This is a genomic window from Desulfoluna butyratoxydans, from assembly GCF_900699765.1.
Taxonomy (GTDB): domain Bacteria; phylum Desulfobacterota; class Desulfobacteria; order Desulfobacterales; family Desulfolunaceae; genus Desulfoluna; species Desulfoluna butyratoxydans.
This window is the reverse complement of record NZ_CAADHO010000002.1, coordinates 712,215-732,240: the sequence shown is the minus strand read 5'-3', so window position 1 is coordinate 732,240 and position 20,026 is coordinate 712,215. Positions and strand designations below refer to the sequence as shown.

Here is a 20,026-nt window from a genome sequence, read left to right as displayed (position 1 = left end):
GTTCGGCAAACGTATCTGCCAGCCCCGCCCGGCCTTCTCCGATCCGATATTCCATTCAGACCGGCTGCATCATTCGGGCGGTTGCTTCTGCTCGCATAAGTGCGACCGTAAGTCCCCCACAGGGAACCCCGACGCACAAATAACGAATAATTATACCTTTATGCGTTAAAAACACAACAATATTTATGATGTGCCCCGTATTTTGCCGACTCCACCACGGCAATCAGGGCGCCGTGGCCGTCCAGAACCCGGCAGAAATCAGCCCCGGCCTCCTGTCCGCAAGGCGTCCAAGCCAAAGGGTTCCCGTTCATGACCAGGGCTCGGGTGGCCTCGTCCACCACCATGGACGGCAGGTGGGAGAGAGCCTCGGCCATGGGGATCATGGACAGGTCTTCCCGTTCCATGGTCTCTGCCTCGGAAAGGGGCAGGGCCTCGTCCACATGAAACCCGGAGCTCTCGATACGGCGAAGGGCGGTGAGGTGCCCCACGGTCCCTGCGGACTCTGCCATGTCCCGGGCCAGGCTGCGGATGTAGGTCCCCTTGGAACAGCTGACCTCAAAATCGATGTGGGGAAAGGAGAAGGCCACAAGCCGGTTTTCATGGAGGGTCACGGGGCGGGGGGGCTTTTCCACGGCCTGCCCTTTTCGGGCCAGCTTGTAGAGGGGCACCCCGTTGTGTTTCAGGGCCGAGTAGATCGGCGGAACCTGCATAAAATCCCCGGTAAAGGCGGCACACAGGGCCTCGGCTTCGGAAAGCCCCAGGCGCGCCTCAAGGGCGGCCATGGCCTCGGCGGACTCGGTGGTGAGCACATCGCCGTCGGGGTCCAGGGTGTCGGTGAGGGTCCCCAGACCGAGGCGGGCTGCGTAGCGCTTGTCTGCATCAAGGAAAAAGCGGGAAAGCCGCGTGGCCTTTCCCACGGTGATCACCATGAGGCCCGTGGCAAAGGGGTCCAGGGTGCCCGCGTGGCCCACCTTGGAGAACTTGAACCGCTTTTTGATGCGGTAGACAACCGATGCCGACGAGATTCCCGCCGGCTTGTCGATCAATAAAATACCGTCGTTCATCTGTCTTATCTAGAATGCGTCGGAGATCCGAAGCACTTCCTTTTTGATGTCCTTGAGGCTGGTAAAGGAGGTAAAGGCGGCTGCGCCGGGATGGCCGCCGCCGCCGTAGGCCGCGGCAATGATCCCCACATCCACGGGGCCGTTGGAGCGCAGGCTGACGTGGTAGTGGGGCTTGGGCCTGTCCCCGGGAAGGGGCCGGGACTCCTGAATGAGAACGGCCACCTGCACATCTTCGATGTGCTTGGCGTAGTTCACCAGGCCGTTGATGTCGTCCACGCTGGTCTCGGTCTCCCGAAGCATCTCCTGGGTCAGGTACATGACGGAGAGCTTCCCGTTGTCGGAGATCTCTATGGTGTCCAGGACCATGTTCAGGAGTTTGAGGCGCCCCAGGGAGTAGGTGGCAAACAGGGTCTGGGCCACCTTGTAGGAGTCCACCCCGATCTCCACCATGCGACCGCAGATAAAATAGGCCTCCGGGGTCGTGTTCTGGAAGAGAAAAGAGCCGGTGTCTGTAAAAATGGCCGTGTAAATGGCGTACGCCATGGAGGCGTCGATGGGCACCTTCAGGTCCGTCACCAGGCGGTAAACGAGTTCTCCGGTGGACGACGCGGCCGGATCCACCATCTGGTGGAGGCCAAAGCCGGTGTTAGTCACGTGGTGGTCGATGTTGAGCACGGTGGGAATCCGGCCCACTTCGTCGGCATGGGACCCCACCCGGGACAGGTCACTGCAATCCAGGACCACGGCGGTGTCGTAGGACGAGAGGTTCCCGGGATCGGACATGATCCGCTCGATGCCGGGAAGAAAACGAAAAATGGCGGGAATGGGGCTCTCATTATACAGCCGCACGTTTTTCCCCATCAACGACAGGGCGCGACCCAGGGCCAACAGCGACCCGATGGCGTCACCGTCGGGCCGGATATGGGTCACGAGGAGCAGGCTCCTGCTCTCTTTCAGGGATTCCAGAATCATCATCCTGATGGCCTCGCATAGCTCTGAACGATCCGTCTGTATACGGTCACAGGAAAAACCACGGCACCCTGCGCACCAACGCGTGACGTCGTCGCTGAAGTTACCGGGTTACGACTCCGATTCGCCTTCTGATTCGGAGTCACCATTGACCGAGAGAGTTTTGAGGACCTCGTTGATATGCGAACCGTAGTCAAAGGATTCGTCATACACGAAGGTCAGCGACGGCATGAACTTCAGCCCGAGCTTGCCGGCCAGGGATTTTCGCAGAAACCCCGAGGCACTTTTGAACCCGGCCAGGGCGTCGTACTTGGCTTTTTTTCCACCGGACACGCAGAAAAAAACCTGGGCATGGCGCAGGTCGTCGGTGAGCTTGACGCCTGTCACGGTGGCCATATCAAGGCGGGGATCGCTCACCTTTTTGTGCAGCAATTCCGAAAGGGTGGACTGAATTTTAACGCTGACCCGTTCAGCACGAGAAAACGGCTTCATACTGGGTATGTATCCTTATGGTGTCAAACGCTGAAATGCCCCGTCATGAAAAACCGGTAAGGCGTATGGCGAGGCATTGCAGCGTGGAAGTCTTTTCAGAAATACCAGAATAGAATGCCGGCCCGAAGGCCGGCAGGATGCGCTAATCGAGGGAAGGTTTGATCTCTTCCAGGTAGTAGCAGTCGATGGTGTCACCGAGCTTGACATCGTTGTAGTTCTCGATGCCGATACCGCATTCGTAGCCCTGGGCCACTTCTTTGGCATCGTCCTTGAACCGCCTGAGGGAGGCCAGGTTGCCGTCGTAGACGATAACCCCCTCGCGCAGGAGGCGGACCTTGTTGCCACGGACAATCTTGCCTTCGAGAACGTAACACCCGGCAATGGTCCCTTTCTTGGGAATCACAAAGGTGTCGCGAACTTCGGCACGACCGAGGATCTTCTCCTCGAAGGTGGACTCCATGAGTCCGACCATGGCGTCTTTGAGGTCCTTGATGGCATCGTAGATGATGTCGTAGAACCGCATGTCCACGCCCTCTTCCTTGGCCATGTTCTGGACCTTGGTGGCAGGGCGGACGGCAAAGCCGAGGATGATGGCGTTGGAGACCGCTGCCAGGGAGACGTCGGATTCGGTGACGGTACCGGTGGCGGCGTGGATCACATTGACCTTCACCTCGCTGGTGGAGAGCTTGCCGAGGGACTCGCGGAGGGCCTCGATGGAGCCGTGAACGTCGGCCTTGATGATCAGGTTGAGGTCCTTGACCTCGCCCTCTTCCATCTGCTCGAAGAGACGATCCAGGGTCACGCGGCTGTTCTTGGCCAGCTCGCGGGCACGGGCCTTCTGGAGGCGATGCGCACTCACCTGCTTGGCGTCTTTGTCGTCTTTGACCGCAACCATCTCGTCGCCGGCTTCGGGAACACCGGTGAGGCCGATGATCTCAACAGGCATGGAGGGACCGGCCGTGGAGACCTGCTCGCCCTTGTCGTTGAACATGGCTCGGATCTTGCCGTGGTACATGCCGCAGACAACGGACTGCCCGGACTTCAGGGTACCTTCCTGGATCAGGACAGTGGCCAGGGGGCCACGCCCGATGTCGAGCTTGGACTCCACCACGTGGCCGATGGCCAAACGATCGGGGTTGGCATCCAGCTCCAGGACTTCTGCCTGGAGAAGGACCATGTCCAGCAGATCGCCGATACCTTCGTGGCTCTTGGCCGAGACGTTGACGAAGATGGTGTCTCCGCCCCAGTCTTCCGCCAGAACGCCGTGATCGGAGAGCTCTCGCTTCACACGATCCGGATCGGCATCGGGCTTGTCGATCTTGTTCACCGCGACGATGATGGGCACCTCGGCCGCCTTGGCGTGGTTCAGGGCCTCAACGGTCTGGGGCATGACACCGTCATCGGCGGCAACCACCAGGATAACCAGGTCGGTGACCTTGGCACCGCGGGCACGCATGGCGGTAAACGCCTCGTGACCGGGGGTGTCGAGAAAGGCGATGGCCCCGTTTTCGGTCTGCACGTGGTAGGCACCGATGTGCTGGGTGATGCCCCCGGCTTCCCCTGAGGTGACGGAGCTTTTACGGATCACGTCAAGCAGAGAGGTCTTACCGTGGTCGACGTGGCCCATGATGGTGACCACGGGGGATCGGGTCACACGCTTCGAGGGATCCTCGTCCACGGAGGAGGTGCTCAGGATGGTCTCTTCTTCAAAGGCCGCGCGCTCCACTTCAAAACCGAATTCCACGGCAACGAGCTCTGCGGTATCGTAATCGATGGTCTGGTTCACCGTGGCCATGACGCCCATGCCCATGAGCTTGATGATCATGTCGTTGGCCTTGATGCCCATGCGCTTGGCCAGTTCGGCCAGCACGATGGTATCATCCACCTTGATGCGTCGCTTGATGGCCTTGGGCACGGTAATCTGGGTCTTCTGGCCCACGGGCTGCTGCTTGTGCCTGCCGCCCTTACGGCCTTTGCGGCCCCGGCCTTCGGAGTACAGGGCGTTGCCCTCCACCACGGTCTTCTTACGACCCTTCTTGCGAGAGCCGAAGGCGTCTCCGCCGGTCTCGTTACCACGCCCGCGACGGCCCTTCTTGCCGCGTGAATCACCGGCCATCTCGCCACCCGTGGGGGGCATCTGGGGCTCATGGGTTCGTTCGTTGCGATCGTGGGTGTTGTTATTGGGCGTCGAAGGTCGGGAGTAACCGTTACCACGATGGGTTGACGCCTCTTTGTCCCGGAGGAACGCGGGCTTGGTCCCGGGCTCGGGGAGTTTGATAATCTTGGCAGCCGTGAACTTCTTCACTTTCTTGCGTTTCTTCTTGGGCTCATCTTTATCAGCCGCAGAAGCATCCGCCTCATCAGGTTGTCCCGTCTTACCGCCTTCTCCGGCTTCAGCTGCCGGAGCCACATCTTTTTCAGCGGCCTTTTCAGCCACCGGTGCCGCCTCTTGGGCGGGTTCGGCTTTCATCTCTGTGACACTCTCCTCTTCGTTCTTGGCCTCGACAACGGGTGCTTCCGGCGTCTCGGCAACGGGAGCTGGCGTCACGCTTGCGGGCTCAGGGGCGACCTCGGGGGCTGCGGGCTCTTCCTGGGAAGGCGTCTCAACCACGGGTCGCTTGATGATGCGGGCCGGCTCACTTTTCTTGGCTTTCTTGGGTTTCACGGGCTCGGTGGCCGCCTTGGCCTCGGCCTCGGCTGCTTCGTCCTCTGCCTCGACCACAGGCGTCTCCGCCTTTACCACCTCTTCAACAGGGGGAGTGGTCTCGGAGGCGGCTTCGTCAGCGGTTTCCGGCTGAGGAGGCTTCACCTCGGGGCGCACCACCTCTTTTTCCGCCACGGCGGCGGGCTCCACGTCGGAGGCGCTTTCTGCCTCGGCGTGTTCTGCATCGTTACTGCGCTTGCGTCGCCTGATGACGGTCTTTCGAACGCGCTTGTCCCGAGTCTCCGGATCTTTATCGCCAAAGAGGTTCTTTCGGATCAACTCAACGGTCTCATCCTCCAGAGAACTCATATGACTTCCAACCTCAATGCCCATGGCCTCAATCTTGTTGAGCAACGCACGGTTGGTCATATTCAGGCTTTTGGCAAGTTCATAAACTCTGATTTTTGCCATTCACTCCCCCTAATATATTCTGCAATATATTCTGCAACAACTCCCTGTTCACACGGCTTACCGAAAAACCAATCCTTGTGTGACGCCCGCCCGGGTTTTAAGGCTTACGCGTCGAGATTCGGCTCGGGGTCTGATTCCTGCTCCGGGCTATCGCCCTCCTTGTCGGCCTCATCGGCGTCCAGGGGTTCCGGCTCGGGTTCTGCTTCCTGCTCCGCGCTCTCGTCTGCACCGTCAGCCTCTTCGGCCACCGGCGTATCAAGCTCGGATTCCTCCGACATATCGTCTTCGGGGATGTCGCTCGCAGCGGCGTCGTCTGCCGCTGACTCATCATCTTCTTCGCTTCCCGTCTCCGCAGGCTCCGGGTTTCGGGCTGATTCAAGGACCAGGGTTGCCCGCTCCTCGTCAAAGCCGTCGATGTCGAGAAGATCGCTCATGGAGGCTTCCGCCACATCATCGACGGTGTAGTACCCGCTGGAATGAAGGGCCTCGGCCTGGGCTGCACCGACACCGGGAATGCTCATGAGGTTGTTGAACTCATCCTTGAGCGACCGGCTGTGCTCTTCTTCGCTGACCACATCCAGCTGCCATCCTGTGAGGATGGAGGCGAGCCGGACGTTCTGCCCTTTCTTTCCGATGGCCACGGAGAGGTAGTCCACAGGGACGATGACCTCCATGGTCATGGTGTCTTCATCGATGATCACCTTGGCAATCTCCGCAGGTGCCAGGGCGTTGCAAACATAACGGGCGGCATCGGGGTGCCAGGGGATGATATCGATCTTCTCCCCTTTGAGTTCCTGAACCACGTTCTGGACGCGGCTTCCCCGCATGCCCACACAGGCGCCCACGGGATCGATGTCCGAATCAATGGAGCTGACGGCGATCTTGGCACGTACACCGGACTCCCGGGCAGCGCCGTTGATCTTGACCACCCCTTCCATGATTTCGGGGACCTCGGTCTTGAACAGGGCGATGAGAAACTCCGAACTGGCCCGGGTCAGAATAACCTGGGGTCCGCGGGACTCCAGGAGGATATCTTTGATGAGGGCACGAACCCGATCGCCTCGACGGAAGGTCTCCCGGGGAATCTGCTCCCGCACGGGCAGCACGGCCTCGGTATTGCCGAGGTTGACGATGAGGTCCCCCCGGTCCACACGCTGGACAATGCCGTTGATGATCTCTCCCTTGCGGTCGATGAAGCTTTCATAGATGGCTTCGCGCTCGGCATCCTTCATTTTCTGGATGATGACCTGCTTGGCCGACTGGGCGGCAATGCGACCGAAGGTGGAGGTGTCGACCTTCAGGCCGAGGCTGTCCCCCATCTCGCAATCCCGATCCAGCTTTCGGCCCTCTTCGATGGTGATCTCCACGTCGGGATCCACCACCTCATCGACGACTTCCTTGAACTGGAAGACCTCGATCTCACCGGATTCTTCGTTATATTGAACCTCAATGTCGGCATTTTTACCCAGTTTTTTCCGGGCTGCAGACGCAAGGGCCTCTTCCATTGTCTTGATCAGCACATGAAAATCGATACCCTTGTCTTTGCTGACCTGCTCAACAACTCGTTTGATCTCTGAAATTTGCATCAGCTCTCTCCAATATTTCCGACAAGTCTGGCACGTTTGATGTTCTCAAGGGCAATCTCGTGCGTTGTTCCATCCACGTCCATGCACACCATCTCACCCGGGGCCTGCCCGAGGAGTGTGCCTTTGAAACGGCTTCTCCCTTCAACGGGGGAATGGGTCGTGATGACAGCCATGCTCCCTTTGAAGCGATCGAAATCCGCTGGTTTGGAAATGGGTCGGTCAAGGCCCGGTGAGGAAACCTCCAGACGGTATTCACCGCGGATGTCCAGGGAGACGTCCATGAGGTCGCCCAGCTGACGGCTCACATTGGTGCAGTCGCCCAGGCTCACCCCGCCCTCTTTATCAATATAAAGGCGTAGAATCGTCTGGCCAAACTCGGTCACGGTCTCCATGTGAACAAGCTCCAGCCCTTCGCCCTCGCACAGGTCATCGGCAAGGCGCCGCGCCTCGGCAAGGTGCCGTCCGGTGATCGCCGAATGCGATCGGCCCTCTTTTTTTCGATTTTTCTGTTTTTTGGAGCTGGTACCCATACCGTTTATCCGTTCAACCCACTGTAACACAGCGCAGTAAAAAACAAAAAACGGGCGTTTTGCCCGTTCCCGAATGCAACAGACCTTCATGTCACGGTATCGCCCGAGTGGGCAGACACCACTGCCGAATGGCCTCAAGGAACGGGGCTCACCCAGCAAAAAGCCCCGAAAATGGGACTGTTTCAAGGGGCGCACGGGTGGTAAATACGACAGGGCCAAACCCTTCGACGCCAGGTACCGGCGGGTTTTACCCCCCCGGAGCAAGCGTTGCGCGCAGCTCCCTCAAATTTCCAGCCTATTCTAATAAGATAAAAAAAGTGTATTGTCAATATATTAATCAGGGATGCCGCGCCCGAGGCCTTGCGCTGCCTAAACCATGGCCCGAATCAGCCGCAATTCGTCCACAATCCCCTGGAGAAAATCCCGGGTGGATGCCGGGGCGGCTTCTTTGTCCTTCCCCTTGCCCCCGAGCATTTTTTTGGCGCCTTCAATGGTATAGCGCTCATCGTGGAGCAGGCGCTTGATCTCCAGGATCGTGTCGATGTCTTTCCTGCGGTACATGCGCTGCCCCGACTCCGTACGCTTGGGACGAATGGCGGAAAACTCGCCCTCCCAAAAACGCAGAACATGGGACTCCAGCCCCGTCAGGCTGCTCACCTCGCTGATTTTGAAATACTTTTTCTGAGGAACAATACCCATTTTATCCTCCCCGCCTTGCGTGTCCTGGTCACCGGACCGTCACCGCGTCCAGCCCGCACCAACCTCCTTTTCGGAACCCCACCCTCGTTTGCGTCGCGCCCCGGCCCAAGGCCGGGACGCCTCAAAAAAAAGGGGCGCCAAAGACGCCCCTTTCCTGCCCGATCACAGCGTTCCTGTGTTGTCGGTACCTTCGATGGAATCAGGGAAGGACAGCATCGAAACGCTTTAACAGCATCTCCATGATCCGGTTGTGGATCTTGTTGACCGCCTTGTCGTTGAGGGTCTTGTCCGCAGATCGGTAAACCACCCTGAAGGTGAGGCTCTGCTTGCCTTCGGGGATGTTCTCCCCGGCGTACCGATCCAGGAGCCATGCACGCTCGATGAGGGGCTGCTTCTCGTCAAGAATGGAAGCCACCGCATCACCTGAGCGGACAGACGCCTCGCAGATGATAGTCACGTCCCGTGTCACGGAGGGAAACTTCGGAATGGCCGTGGCCTGACGGTCTCCGGAGATACGCTCCGCAAGGGGCGCCATGGCCATTTCAAAGACAAAGACATCCTGCTTGAGCTCAAAGCTCTTCAGCACATCGCCGTGGACCTTGCCGGCAAGACCGATGGCCTCACCATCCAGCAGGATCTCAGCCGTGTACCCCTGACGGGTATAGCTGCAATCATCCGCCGCCATGGGCCGGAAGGCAACCCCGGAAACGTGCAGGGCCTCAAAGAAGCCTTCGAGGGCGCCCTTGAGGTCGAAGAAATCGCACGACTCTTCCTTGCCGAACCAGGAGGCGGCCCGACGGTCACCGGTGACAAGGCCGGCAAGCATTTCCGGCTCCTGGGGAAGGGTTTCCCCTTCTCCTGCGATGAAGGTAGCCCCCACCTCGAAAAGCCGCAAGCTGCGCTCCTGGACGCTGATGTTTCGAGCGGCAGAAGAGAGAAGCCCGGGCACAAGGGAGGTTCGCATCACCTTCTGCTCTTCGGAAATGGGATTGAGGATGGTCACCAGGCGCCTGCGTGGGTCTGCCTCGGCAAAGCGCAGCCTGTCCACGGCGTCTTCCCGGATAAAGCTGTAGTTGACGGCCTCGTTGAAACCAAGCCCCACAAAGGCGCCGCGTACGGCCTGACGCGCTTCAAAGGCAGGAGGATAGCTCTCCTTGGCAGCCACAACCTTGGCGTAGGAGGTCTCGATGTTGTTGTACCCCCAAAGCCGGGCGATCTCCTCGGAGATGTCCTCGGGCCGCTCCACGTCCACGCGGAAGGAGGGCGGAACCACCTCCAGGGTGTTGGCGTCTGAAACGGTGACGGTAAATTCGACGCGGGCAAGGTACCCTGCCATGTCATCGGCCGACAGAGAGGTTCCCAGGCGCCTGTTCAGGGCGTCCACGTCCACGGTGATGGTCCGGGGCGCATAGGGCACGGGGTTTTCGTCGATGAGGCCTTCCACCAGGCGCCCGTTGCCGAGCTCCGCCATAAGGGCCGTGGCCCGATCCAGGGCATACACAACGCCCTCGGGGTCGGTGCCGCGCTCGAAGCGATGGGACGCATCGGAATGGATCCCCGTAAGCTTGGAGGTCTTCCGCACGGAGGTGGGGTTAAAGCAGGCGCTCTCCAGGAGTACGCGGGTGGTCCCCTCCTCAATTTCGGAGTTCATACCCCCCATGACCCCGCCGATGGCAACGGATTTCTCGCCGTCACAAATCATCAGCATCTCGGCGTTGAGCTTGTGCTCTTTTTCATCCAGGGTGGTAAAGGCCTCCCCTTCGGATGCGCGCTTCACCACGATGCGATTCTCGGCAAGGCGGTCAAAATCAAAGGCGTGCAGGGGCTGACCGGTCTCCATCATCACGAAGTTGGTGATATCCACGATGTTGTTGATGGGCGTCAGACCCACAGAGAGAAGTCGCCGCTGGAGCCAGGCCGGAGACGGCCCCACCTTGACGTCAAAGACCAGACGGGCGGCATATCGCCAGCACAGATCCGCGTCTTCGATGGTAACCGAGGTGTGATCACCAATGGTGCCCAGGGATGCGTCGGCCTCGGGAAGGGAAACTGCCGGACGGGTAAGCACCACGGGAGGCTCCTGAAGAGAACCGGCTTCACGAGCCACGCCAAGCACACTGAGGCAATCGGGACGGTTGGGGGTCAGGTCGATCTCCACCATGGAGTCGAACAGGTCCAGAGCCTCCTTCAGGGGCGTACCGGGCTCAAGGTCGGTACCGAGCTCCATCAGACCGGAGGCATCGGTGTCCAGCTGAAGTTCCCGGGCGCTGCAGAGCATGCCGCCGGACTTCTCACCGCGGATTTTCCCCTTCTTGATCTTCACCCCCCCGGGCAGAACCGCGCCGGGAAGGGCGCAGGGCACCACAAGGCCTTCGGCTGCATTGGGCGCGCCGCAGACGATGCCCACGGGCTCGTCGGCACCCACGTCCACCTGGCAGAGCCGGAGCTTATCGGCGTTGGGATGAGGTTTTGCCTCGACAATCCGGGCCACGACCACGCCGTCAAGGGAGTCATACAGAGGGGTTACGGAGTCCACCTCCAGGCCGGCCATGGTGAGCCCGTCTGTGAGGCCTTCGAGACCCATCTCCAGGGGTATGTATTCTTTTAACCAGCTTAGACTGAATTTCATCTTAGAATTGCCTCAGGAACCTGATGTCGTTTTCAAAATACTTCCGAATATCATCCACGCCGTATTTGAGCATGGTGATACGCTCGATGCCCATGCCGAAGGCGAAGCCGCTCACCTTGTCGGTGTCGTAGCCCACGTTCTCCAGAACAGCCGGGTGCACCATGCCGGAGCCGAGGATCTCAAGCCAGCCGGTATGGGAACAGACTCGGCAGCCCTTGCCCCGGCAGATCACGCACTTGATGTCCACCTCGGCGCTGGGCTCGGTGAAGGGGAAAAAGCTGGGACGGAACCGAAGGGAGATGCCGGGATCGAACATCTGGTGAATAAAGGAGGTGAGAACGCCCTTCAAATCCCCGAAGGAGACGTCTTTGTCCACATAGAGGCCTTCCACCTGGTGGAACATGGCCGTATGGGTCAAGTCGGAGTCACACCGGTACACCTTGCCCGGAGCGATGATCCTGACGGGAGGCTCGCTCTTTTCCATGACGCGGGGCTGAGTCGGAGAGGTGTGGGTCCTGAGCACGGTTTCAGGCGAAATATAAAAGGTATCCTGCATATCCCGGGCGGGATGGTGCTTGGGAATATTGAGGGCTTCAAAGTTGTAGTAGTCGCTCTCGACCTCGGGCCCCTCCACCACGGAAAACCCGAGACGGGTAAAAATCTCACAAATCTCCGTGGCAATGCGGGTGATGGGATGAAAGGAGCCGACCTCGGCACGGCGCCCGGGAAGGGTGACATCAATCCCCGGGTCAGACGCCTCGGCCTCGGCCGCAAGGACGCCCAGGCGCTCTGCAACGGCATTTTCGAGCCCGCGCTTCATCTCGTTGGCCCGCTTGCCCGCCAGGGGACGCTCTTCCGCAGGGAGGGCGGAGATATTTTTAAGGTACTGAGTCACAAAACCCTTTCGACCCAAATACTGGGTGGAAAGGGTTTTCACGCTTTTCTCATCGGAGGCCGCCTCAATGTCGGAAAGGGCCTCACTGTAGATCTGTTCGATATTAGTTTCCACGGTCGCGCTACGTATCCAGTTTGGATGGCCTCAACCTTCAAGAGGGTCGGGACCTGTTAAAAAAACGAGGCAAGGCAGCGTGCTTTGATAAAAGCGAGGCCGCCTTACCCCGAAAAAGGCCCATCCGAAAGAGCGGGTCGACATGCGTGGCACCAAGGCCGTCAATGCACGACCCGACTGTGGCAGGGAATCGATCTCCTTAAAGCTGCTGGGACGCTCGCTCTGCAATCACGGAAAACGCTGCAGGGTCGGAAACGGCCAGTTCAGCCAGGACTTTACGGTCCAGATCGATGTTGGCCAGCTTCAGGCCATGGATAAACTTGCTGTAGGAGAGACCGTTCATACGCGCGCCGGCGTTGATACGGGCGATCCAGAGTCTACGGAACTCGCGTTTTTTCTGCTTGCGGTCGCGGTAGGCGTACATCAACGCCTTGTCTACGGAGTCGGCCGCGGTGCGAAACAGTTTGCTGCGACCGCCACGAAAGCCTTTGGCCAGCTTAAGAACCTTATTTCGACGCTGCCTCGCTTTAGTTCCTCTTTTAATTCTCATTGTCTTTCTATCTCCTTCGTTACATCACGGCCTGACCGTTTACCTACAGTGGTCCGTGATGTCCGCCGTTTTTTTCTGGTGATGGTGACCGCGCCGAATCTTAAACGTCCAGCAACGGTTCAAAATCTCATTTTCGATTCCGTTGATCGGCCCGCTTGAACCTGGTGACCTCCGGATCCCGTACGGCAAAGCCGTTAAGGGGCTGGGGTTCCAGGCGGGGACAATCGCCTCTGCTTCAAGAAAGGCTACCCGTTGGGGAGCATTCTCCTGACAGCTTTAACGTTGGTTGCATCAAGAACCTGTGCAAGCCTCAGAGACCGCTTGCGCTTGGTGGTCTTCTTGGTGAGGATGTGGCTTGAGTTGGACTTGTTGAACTTGTATTTGCCGGAACCGGTCTTCTTGAAGCGCTTTGCAGCTGCTCTGTTGGTCTTGATCTTGGGCATGGTGTAAAACCTCTTTCACATTTAAGGTGGCGCAGACATCTGCCGCCCGAAGGCCGAATAACCACAGGCGAACCGAACGTGTACGGTACCGCCTGCGCCGAATGTCATCACGTTGACGCCCCGAACCGGGAAACGGGGACCCCGGAGTCGAAGGCATTATGACGACCCCGCAAAAAGCCGCAAGTCACCGGCCAGGTCTCCGGCATACCGGAAGACCACGGAGGGTGACCCTTGTGCTTTGCGAAGGCATCTTACTTGGGAGCGAGGATGATGAACATGGTACGCCCTTCAAACTTGGGCATCTGCTCTACCGTCGCGACGTCTGCAGTCTCTTCGGCGACACGGGCAAGCAACTCGCGTCCCAGGGCGGAGAGGGTAATTTCACGCCCGCGGAACATGCAGGTTACCTTGACCTTGTTCTTCTTGCCGATAAACTTTTTGATGTGACCGACCTTGGTCTGCAGGTCATGGTCACCTGTCTTGGGCCGGACCTTGATCTCCTTCATCTGGAAGGAGCTCTGCTTCTTCTTGGCCTCCTGCCGCTTCTTGGTCTCTTCGTACTTGAAACGACCAAAATCCATAATCTTGCAAACAGGAGGATTCGAGTTCGGTGCCACCTCAACAAGATCGAGTCCGCCTTCAGCGGCTGTGTTCAATGCCTTCTGAATGGGAAGCACGCCAAGCTGGGTTCCGTCGGAACCGATAACGCGTACTTCTCTTGCTCTGATCTTGTTGTTGACGTTGATTTTGCTGCGGTTAGCTATGTTCTCCTCCTCGTGGTCTACTGTTTCAAGCTATCAGTCCGCAATCACAGTCTATTTTGCGGATAATGTATCATCAACAAACGTTCTATTTATAGAAGATTTGGCACAAATGCAAGAAAAAAGTTACTTTTTCCGGGTTGTTAATCCCTGAAACCACAGGGAACAAAAGGGCTCGGCAGACTACACGGCTTCTAAGGTGTACCGTTCCAGAAAGCTGTCCTTCCAGTACCCGTTGTCCGGATTGGAAAAAAACGCCTTGAACAGCACCAGGCTCTCCTCCCGGAGAACGCGCCCCCGGACCTCAACCCCGGCCTGGGCGTACAGGGGCCCCACACTGGAGAGATCACAGGACGCCCCGCCCCCCATGGCGTCTTCATAGGCCCACACCACACGGGAGACCCCGCTGAGCAGAATCGCCCCAAAGCACATCAGGCAAGGCTCCATGGTGCAATACAGCGTGGCATTGGCCCCCTGGGCAAGCCCCCCGGATTCCAGAAGGCTCCTCAGGGCCGTCACCTCGGCGTGGTCCAGCTCGTTCCCGGGCCCTGCGGCCGTACCGCTTCGTCGCCCCGTGGCCACCACACGCCCCCCTGACACAACCACGCACCCAACGGGAAAATCCCCTCCTTCAAGGGCCTTTCGGGCCTCACCAAGGGCAACCTCCATCCAACGGATATCGTCTTCAGACACACTCACACTCCCACGTTTAAATTTTTGCCCCCGGCGGCCCTGCCGGGGACCAAACGCTTAAAACGTTTGTCAAACAGGTTTTGTTTTTTGGAGACGCACCCCAAACGGGGTATAATCCCTCATATTTTTTCATTTATCAAGGCGTTTACCGCAATGTTTTTTGCGGCGCTTTTTTTCAAAAAAAGCGACCCGCCGGAGACATAAGCTGAATAGTTACCACAAAAAACCATCACTCCAGCCTGCAGATGGTGGTGTCGCAGGGACAGCTGTCATCCACCTCGCAGGCATGGAGAAGCCGAAGGGCCATCTCCCTGCGCCGCTCCGGCACCGGCGCCATGGACGCCTCCGAGACCAGGGCCTCCAACTCGCCCCGGCCGGGGATCGCATCAAATCCGCTCCCCCTCACTTTCCCGGTGCCGGCGTCCAGCACATCGGCGTCCTCGCCGTTGGTCACCACCACCACAGGAATCTCATGGGGAGCCAGCACCAGGCACAGGGCCTGGCCCGATCGGTGACGGGTGACAATGGAACCTGGCCGGTAGCGGACCACCATGGCCGCGACCCCACCCGACGAGACGATAAAATCCACAGGAAACCGGGCCTTCTTCTCCCCGGCCCCCACCTCCACAACCCGGGACGCATCAATTTCACCCGGGGCAAACCCGCACACATCCATAAGATGCCGGGCAATTTTCTGGCGATACCGCTCGTCATGGGTGTCCGTCAATGTTTTGCCCGTCAGGCAGTCCGTCAGCGTCCCCAGAATCAGGTGATGACCTTCGCTCATATGCGCCTCCTCGACCATCAAATCCCTTTGACCATCTTTCAGTCTAACCGATTCAGCAGGGCGAAACAAGAATTGCCGCGCCTTACCCGGGGCAAACACATTCAGGTATTGACTCCGGCGGCCCTGCCGGGGGCCAAACTTTTGAAACGTTAGACAAACAGGTTTTGTTTTTTGGGGATGCGTCCCTACAAGGCATAGCCCCTCTTCTTTTTTATTACCGGAACGTTTTTGCGGAGCTTTTTTCAAAAAAGCGACCCGCCGGAGGCACCCCTCGGACAAAACGCCCGCCAAAGGCGCCCACACTGCGGCTTTCAGGGCTTCACCTTGTATTTACCCCTCAACCTGTTATATAAAGGTTATTTTATTTTGCCATGGTGCGCCATGGCCGCTCGCATCCAGTGCAAAGGGGGCACCACATGCAAGCCCCGACCAGCCGCTCGTTTCCGGCGCATTGCACGCCACCCGAGATGGTTCTGAAAAGAGGGACAAGGCCATCATGACATCACGTGAAGAGTTCGAAAAAAGGGAGGAGAGCTTTCTCTCCCCCTACGGGCTGCCCAGCTCGCAGTCCAGGGGCCGGGTACGGGAGGAAGAGGCCTGCCCCATCCGGAGCGACTTTCAACGCGACCGGGAGCGCATCGTCTACTGCAACGCCTTCAGACGCCTGAAACACAAAACCCAGGTCTTTCTCTCCCCGCTGGGGGAACACTACCGAACGCGCCTGACCCACACCCTTGAAGTGGCTCAGATTGCACGGGCCGTGGCCCGCGCCATGCGCCTCAACGAAGACCTCACCGAGGCCATCGCCCTGGGCCACGACCTCGGCCACACACCCTTCGGCCACAGCGGAGAGACGGTCCTGAAGGAGATCTACTCCGGCAACTTTTCCCATCCCATCCAGAGTCTTCGGGTCATCGACATCCTGGAAAAAAACGGGGCGGGGCTCAACCTCACCCTGGAAGTGCGCGACGGCATCCTCAAGCACTCCAAAGGGTACGGCACCATCATCCCGGAGTCCAAACGGGAAAAGGCCTGCACCGCAGAAGGTCAGGTGGTGAGGGTGGCCGACATCATGGCCTACCTGAACCACGACCTGGACGACGCCATCCGAAGCGGGGTCATCTGCAAGGATCAGATCCCCGAACGATGTGTCCGGGTCCTCGGCAGCAACCACCCGGAACGGGCCACCACCATGGTCCGGGACCTCATCTACGCCTCCCACCCGGAAAACGGAGAGCTGAAGCTCCAGATCACCGACGAGGTACACCGGGCCATGGACGAGCTGCGCAATTTCCTCTACCACAACGTCTACCGGTCTCCGCAGGTCCACAATGAGTTCGTCAAATCCAAAAAGATCCTGAGGGAGCTCTACACCTTTTTTCTCCAGGATGCCAACGAGACCATCTTCTCGCACGAGCTGGCCGCCCTGGAAATGCCGAACCACAACACGATCCGCTCCAAAGAGCGCTCCGTCTGCGACTTCATAGCCAGCATCACCGACCGGTACGCCCTGGAACTTTACGAGCGCCATTTTTTTCCGTCGTCGCTGGTATAAACCACAGCGGGCCCGCACAGCCAGCCGAGGCCCCATACACGAGACACAAGGCAAAAACACCCATGAACAGAACCCGCCCCCTCATCAAGATCGATAATCCCGAATGGGCCCACCGGATCAAGCACCTTTTCGATAAAATGGACGGCAGCTATGCTGCGGCCGCATCGTCAAGCGGGTTCACCTGCGCAGGCTGTGAAGACAACTGCTGCCTCTCCCTGTTTTATCACCACACCCTCATGGAACTCTTCTACCTCAAAGAGGGCCTTGCCACTCTGCCGGAAGAGACCCTTGCCACCGTCACCTTCCGGGCCCAGGAAGCGGCTCCCCTGCTCCACCAGCGTGCCAACGGAGAGCGGGAGGAGAAGGTCCCCTGCCCCCTCATGGAAGAGGGGCAGTGCATCCTCTATGAACATCGCCCCATGGTCTGCCGGCTCCACGGCGTCGCCCACATCCTTGAACGGCCGGACGGCACCGTCATCGACGGCCCCGGGTGCGCCCGATACGAGCAGGCCAGCACCCAAAGCCTGCCCCTGAACCGCACGCCCCTTTACCGGGAGATGGCCATCCTTGAAAAGGAGCTGAGGGAAGAGACCGGCTTTGCCGACCGACTGAGACTCACCATCGCCGAGATGATCCTGCTTTAATCAATAAAAGGCGATCCGCCGGAGACCATAAGCCCATGAAACACCTTGACACCCCCACCCTGGACGGCCTCGAAGGCCGCATCAAAGAGGGCGAAACCTTCCGGTTCCGCTGCCACTCAGGCCTTGAATGCTTCAACCGCTGCTGCCGCAACCTCAACCTCTTCCTGAGTCCCTACGACGTGCTGCGCCTCAAACAGGGCCTGAACATCACGGCCGGAGAATTCATCGACCAATACACCGATGCCGTACTCAGAGAAGGAAAGGCCCTTCCAGAGCTCCTGCTCCGCATGAATGACGATGACGAGGCCACCTGCGTCTTTCTCTCCGAGGCCGGCTGCACGGCCTACGACTTCCGTCCGGACACCTGCCGCACCTTCCCCTGCGAACACGGGCTCTACTACAACGCAGAGGGCCAAAAAGAACGGGTCCTCTTCCTTCGCCCCCCCTCTTTTTGCCGGGGCATCCACGAAGAGCAGGAACTGACACCGGAGGCGTGGCAAAAAGACCAGAACGCCGAAAAGCACAACGCCATGAACGAACTCTGGGGAGAGGTGGAGACGCTTCTATCCGGCAACACCTGGGGCGCAGAAGGTCCCAAGGGCCAGCGCGCCAAAATGGCCTTCATGGCCGCCTACAACGTGGATGATTTCAGGGAATTTATCTTTGGAAGCTCGCTTCTGAAACGCTGCAAAATCAAAAGCGACCTCAAGATGAAACTGAGAAGGGATGACGTGGCCGTGATGAAATTCGGCTTCGAATGGATCCGGGTCTTTCTCCTGGGCATGCCGTCAAACATGATCCACATGAAATAAAAGCGGGTGCCTCCGGCGGCCAGGTGGGGGGCACCTGAAAACCCTATTGCGAATGCTCGAAGATGGCCATCATGCAGACATTTTCGGGGCATTCGCGTGATGTGTGACACATGGCAACCGTCCTTACAAAAAGCTCCTTTTCGCTCTTCTGGAAACACAATAAGAGCCCCTTGGGATTCGCCTGACTTTACCCAGAACAAAGTCGGTGGATCGTTATGTTGCACCCCCAGCTAAGCCGCCGGACGCAAGCCCAGTCAAATAAAAATATGTACAAAACATGCCAACGTATCCTCTCACTTCAAAGCGTGCTGGCCGGTTGCATACACCATACGTAGTTATATCGGGCGAAGCCCGAACCGAAGGCCGTTGGGCTTTGGCACGAGGCACGAGGGACAAAGCCCAAGGGGGACCTGCTTTCGAGGTGGCTCACCTCGCCGCCGGAGGCACGCTTTTTCCCGGCAACGTTGACCATAGCGGTCATGCCTTACAGCTTTTCCACCCCTTCCGGCATCTCCCACACCCGATCACCGCCAAGGACATACCCGCCGTCGAGGCGAATGACGGAACCCGTCATAAAGGGGGCGTCAAACGCGAGGAAGCTCACGGCCTTTACCACATCGTCCGGTGTGCCGGTGCGGCCCAGGAGGGTATGGTCCACCAGACCCTTTTTAACCTTGTCGGGATGCATGCCCCAGCCTCTAGTCTCTTTGCCGTGGCGGGTGTCCATAACCCCCAGCATCAGCTCATTGACCCGGACATTGGGCGCGCCCAGGCGGGCCCAGGTTTCGGTGAGCAGGGAGATGCCACGGTTCAGGGCAGAATACCCCTCGTTAAACAGGTAGCTGGCAGGACCGCTTCGTCCCACCACCCCTGCAATGGACGTGAGATTCACCACGCAGCCGTCCGGGGCCTTTTTCAAATACGGCAGGGCCGCTTCAAACACCCAGCGCTTGGCCGTGAGGGTGGTGGCCACCTCCAGCTCCCACTGGTTCTTTGTGTAGGTACCGTGGACCACGGGCATGCCGCCCCGCTCGATGTTGTTGATGAGGATGTCCAGGCGCCCGAAGCGGTCAATCACGCGTTTGATAAGCCCCGGCACCACCTCGGTGTCGGTTAAGTCCACGCGAACGATCTCATGGTCACACCCCACCTCGGCAAAGGCAGCCTCCATGGCCGGAAGACTCTCCTCCCAGTCGTGCCAGGTTAACACCGTCCGAATCCCGCGGCGGGCCAACGAGAGCCCGATCTCCCGGCCAATCCCCTTCACCGCCCCCAACACCAACGCCACACGTTCGTCTGCCATCTTTCAAATTCCTTTTCTGTTAGCCAAAAGCATGCCTCCGGCGGCGAGGTGAGCCACCTCGAAAGCAGATAGCCCTTGCGCTTTGTCCCTCGTTCCTCGGGCCAAAGCGCAAGGGCCTTCGGCTCGGGCTTCGCCCGACATAAACGCCGATGGTTTATACGGGCTGACTCACAAGCTTCGACGTAACAGGATACGTTGTTGCTACGTGTCCATTTTGGATCTAACCGCACTGCTTCCGGAGGCCAACCCCTTTAAAAAGACTAACAAACAGATCTTAAATCATCATGCCTCGGATCCACCGTAACAGTTCAGGCGCGATCCCTTCAGGAACATTTTTGCGGAGCTTTTTTCAAACAAGCGCTCCTAAATGCCCTTCACTTCTTTG

18 protein-coding genes are annotated in these 20,026 nt (G+C 58.7%); 3 read left to right on the top strand and 15 right to left on the bottom strand.

All coding sequences use genetic code 11. The features are described from left to right. Nucleotides 1-158: 158 nt before the first annotated feature. The 14 genes from truB to MSL71_RS08095 all read right to left on the bottom strand — a co-directional run bounded on the left by truB (nt 159) and on the right by MSL71_RS08095 (nt 15,327). Complete coding sequence (gene truB / locus MSL71_RS08160) at nt 159-1,064, bottom strand: tRNA pseudouridine(55) synthase TruB (RefSeq protein WP_180138639.1); 906 nt, start codon at nt 1,062-1,064, stop codon at nt 159-161. A 9-nt stretch (nt 1,065-1,073) separates the two neighbouring features. After that, a complete protein-coding gene (locus tag MSL71_RS08155; RefSeq protein WP_180138637.1) occupies nt 1,074-2,039 on the bottom strand; it encodes a DHH family phosphoesterase in 966 nt (321 codons plus the stop codon). A 105-nt stretch (nt 2,040-2,144) separates the two neighbouring features. Next, the gene (gene rbfA / locus MSL71_RS08150; RefSeq protein ID WP_180138635.1) at nt 2,145-2,525 is read right to left on the bottom strand and encodes a 30S ribosome-binding factor RbfA; all 381 of its coding nucleotides are present in this window, start codon (nt 2,523-2,525) and stop codon (nt 2,145-2,147) included. Nucleotides 2,526-2,667: 142 nt separating this feature from the next. Then, on the bottom strand, nt 2,668-5,640 hold the full coding sequence (gene infB / locus MSL71_RS08145; protein ID WP_180138633.1) for a translation initiation factor IF-2: 2,973 nt from the start codon (nt 5,638-5,640) through the stop codon (nt 2,668-2,670). Between the two features lie 104 nt (nt 5,641-5,744). Beyond that, entirely contained in the window at nt 5,745-7,226 is a 1,482-nt protein-coding gene (gene nusA, locus MSL71_RS08140) for a transcription termination factor NusA (RefSeq protein WP_180138631.1), read from the bottom strand. Continuing rightward, on the bottom strand, nt 7,226-7,756 hold the full coding sequence (locus MSL71_RS08135) for a ribosome maturation factor RimP (RefSeq protein ID WP_180138629.1): 531 nt from the start codon (nt 7,754-7,756) through the stop codon (nt 7,226-7,228). The genes nusA and MSL71_RS08135 overlap by 1 nt, the downstream gene beginning before the upstream one ends. Nucleotides 7,757-8,125: 369 nt before the next feature. Continuing rightward, nucleotides 8,126-8,455: a MerR family transcriptional regulator gene (locus tag MSL71_RS08130; RefSeq protein WP_180138627.1), complete on the bottom strand. Its 330-nt coding sequence runs from the start codon at nt 8,453-8,455 to the stop codon at nt 8,126-8,128. 199 nt (nt 8,456-8,654) lie between these two features. Beyond that, the gene (pheT, locus tag MSL71_RS08125; protein ID WP_180138625.1) at nt 8,655-11,084 is read right to left on the bottom strand and encodes a phenylalanine--tRNA ligase subunit beta; all 2,430 of its coding nucleotides are present in this window, start codon (nt 11,082-11,084) and stop codon (nt 8,655-8,657) included. 1 nt (nt 11,085) lies between these two features. Continuing rightward, nucleotides 11,086-12,093 (bottom strand): phenylalanine--tRNA ligase subunit alpha, encoded by a 1,008-nt coding sequence (gene pheS / locus MSL71_RS08120; protein WP_180138623.1) that lies wholly within the window; start codon nt 12,091-12,093, stop codon nt 11,086-11,088. A gap of 199 nt (nt 12,094-12,292) precedes the next feature. Beyond that, entirely contained in the window at nt 12,293-12,643 is a 351-nt protein-coding gene (gene rplT, locus MSL71_RS08115; RefSeq protein ID WP_180138621.1) for a 50S ribosomal protein L20, read from the bottom strand. A 245-nt stretch (nt 12,644-12,888) separates the two neighbouring features. Beyond that, entirely contained in the window at nt 12,889-13,086 is a 198-nt protein-coding gene (gene rpmI, locus MSL71_RS08110) for a 50S ribosomal protein L35 (RefSeq protein ID WP_180138619.1), read from the bottom strand. Nucleotides 13,087-13,337: 251 nt separating this feature from the next. Continuing rightward, nucleotides 13,338-13,832, bottom strand: a complete 495-nt coding sequence (infC, locus tag MSL71_RS08105; protein WP_281374464.1) for a translation initiation factor IF-3 — start codon at nt 13,830-13,832, stop codon at nt 13,338-13,340. A gap of 198 nt (nt 13,833-14,030) precedes the next feature. Further along, entirely contained in the window at nt 14,031-14,540 is a 510-nt protein-coding gene (locus tag MSL71_RS08100) for a nucleoside deaminase (RefSeq protein ID WP_246317743.1), read from the bottom strand. Nucleotides 14,541-14,769: 229 nt separating this feature from the next. Further along, nucleotides 14,770-15,327 carry a type I restriction enzyme HsdR N-terminal domain-containing protein gene (locus MSL71_RS08095; RefSeq protein WP_180138617.1) on the bottom strand — a complete coding sequence of 186 codons (558 nt, stop codon included), beginning with the start codon at nt 15,325-15,327 and terminating at the stop codon, nt 14,770-14,772. Between the two features lie 496 nt (nt 15,328-15,823). Between MSL71_RS08095 and MSL71_RS08090 the strand changes: the two genes are divergently transcribed. The 3 genes from MSL71_RS08090 (at nt 15,824) to MSL71_RS08080 (ending at nt 18,338) form a co-directional block, all read left to right on the top strand. After that, the gene (locus tag MSL71_RS08090; protein ID WP_180138586.1) at nt 15,824-16,882 is read left to right on the top strand and encodes a deoxyguanosinetriphosphate triphosphohydrolase; all 1,059 of its coding nucleotides are present in this window, start codon (nt 15,824-15,826) and stop codon (nt 16,880-16,882) included. 62 nt (nt 16,883-16,944) lie between these two features. Further along, on the top strand, nt 16,945-17,526 hold the full coding sequence (locus tag MSL71_RS08085; RefSeq protein ID WP_180138584.1) for a YkgJ family cysteine cluster protein: 582 nt from the start codon (nt 16,945-16,947) through the stop codon (nt 17,524-17,526). 35 nt (nt 17,527-17,561) lie between these two features. Further along, nucleotides 17,562-18,338, top strand: a complete 777-nt coding sequence (locus tag MSL71_RS08080) for a YkgJ family cysteine cluster protein (RefSeq protein WP_180138582.1) — start codon at nt 17,562-17,564, stop codon at nt 18,336-18,338. Between the two features lie 484 nt (nt 18,339-18,822). On the opposite strand, the gene MSL71_RS08075 is transcribed toward MSL71_RS08080, so the two are convergent. Further along, nucleotides 18,823-19,641, bottom strand: coding sequence for an SDR family NAD(P)-dependent oxidoreductase (locus MSL71_RS08075; RefSeq protein WP_180138580.1), 819 nt, complete (start codon nt 19,639-19,641; stop codon nt 18,823-18,825). Nucleotides 19,642-20,026: the final 385 nt, after the last annotated feature.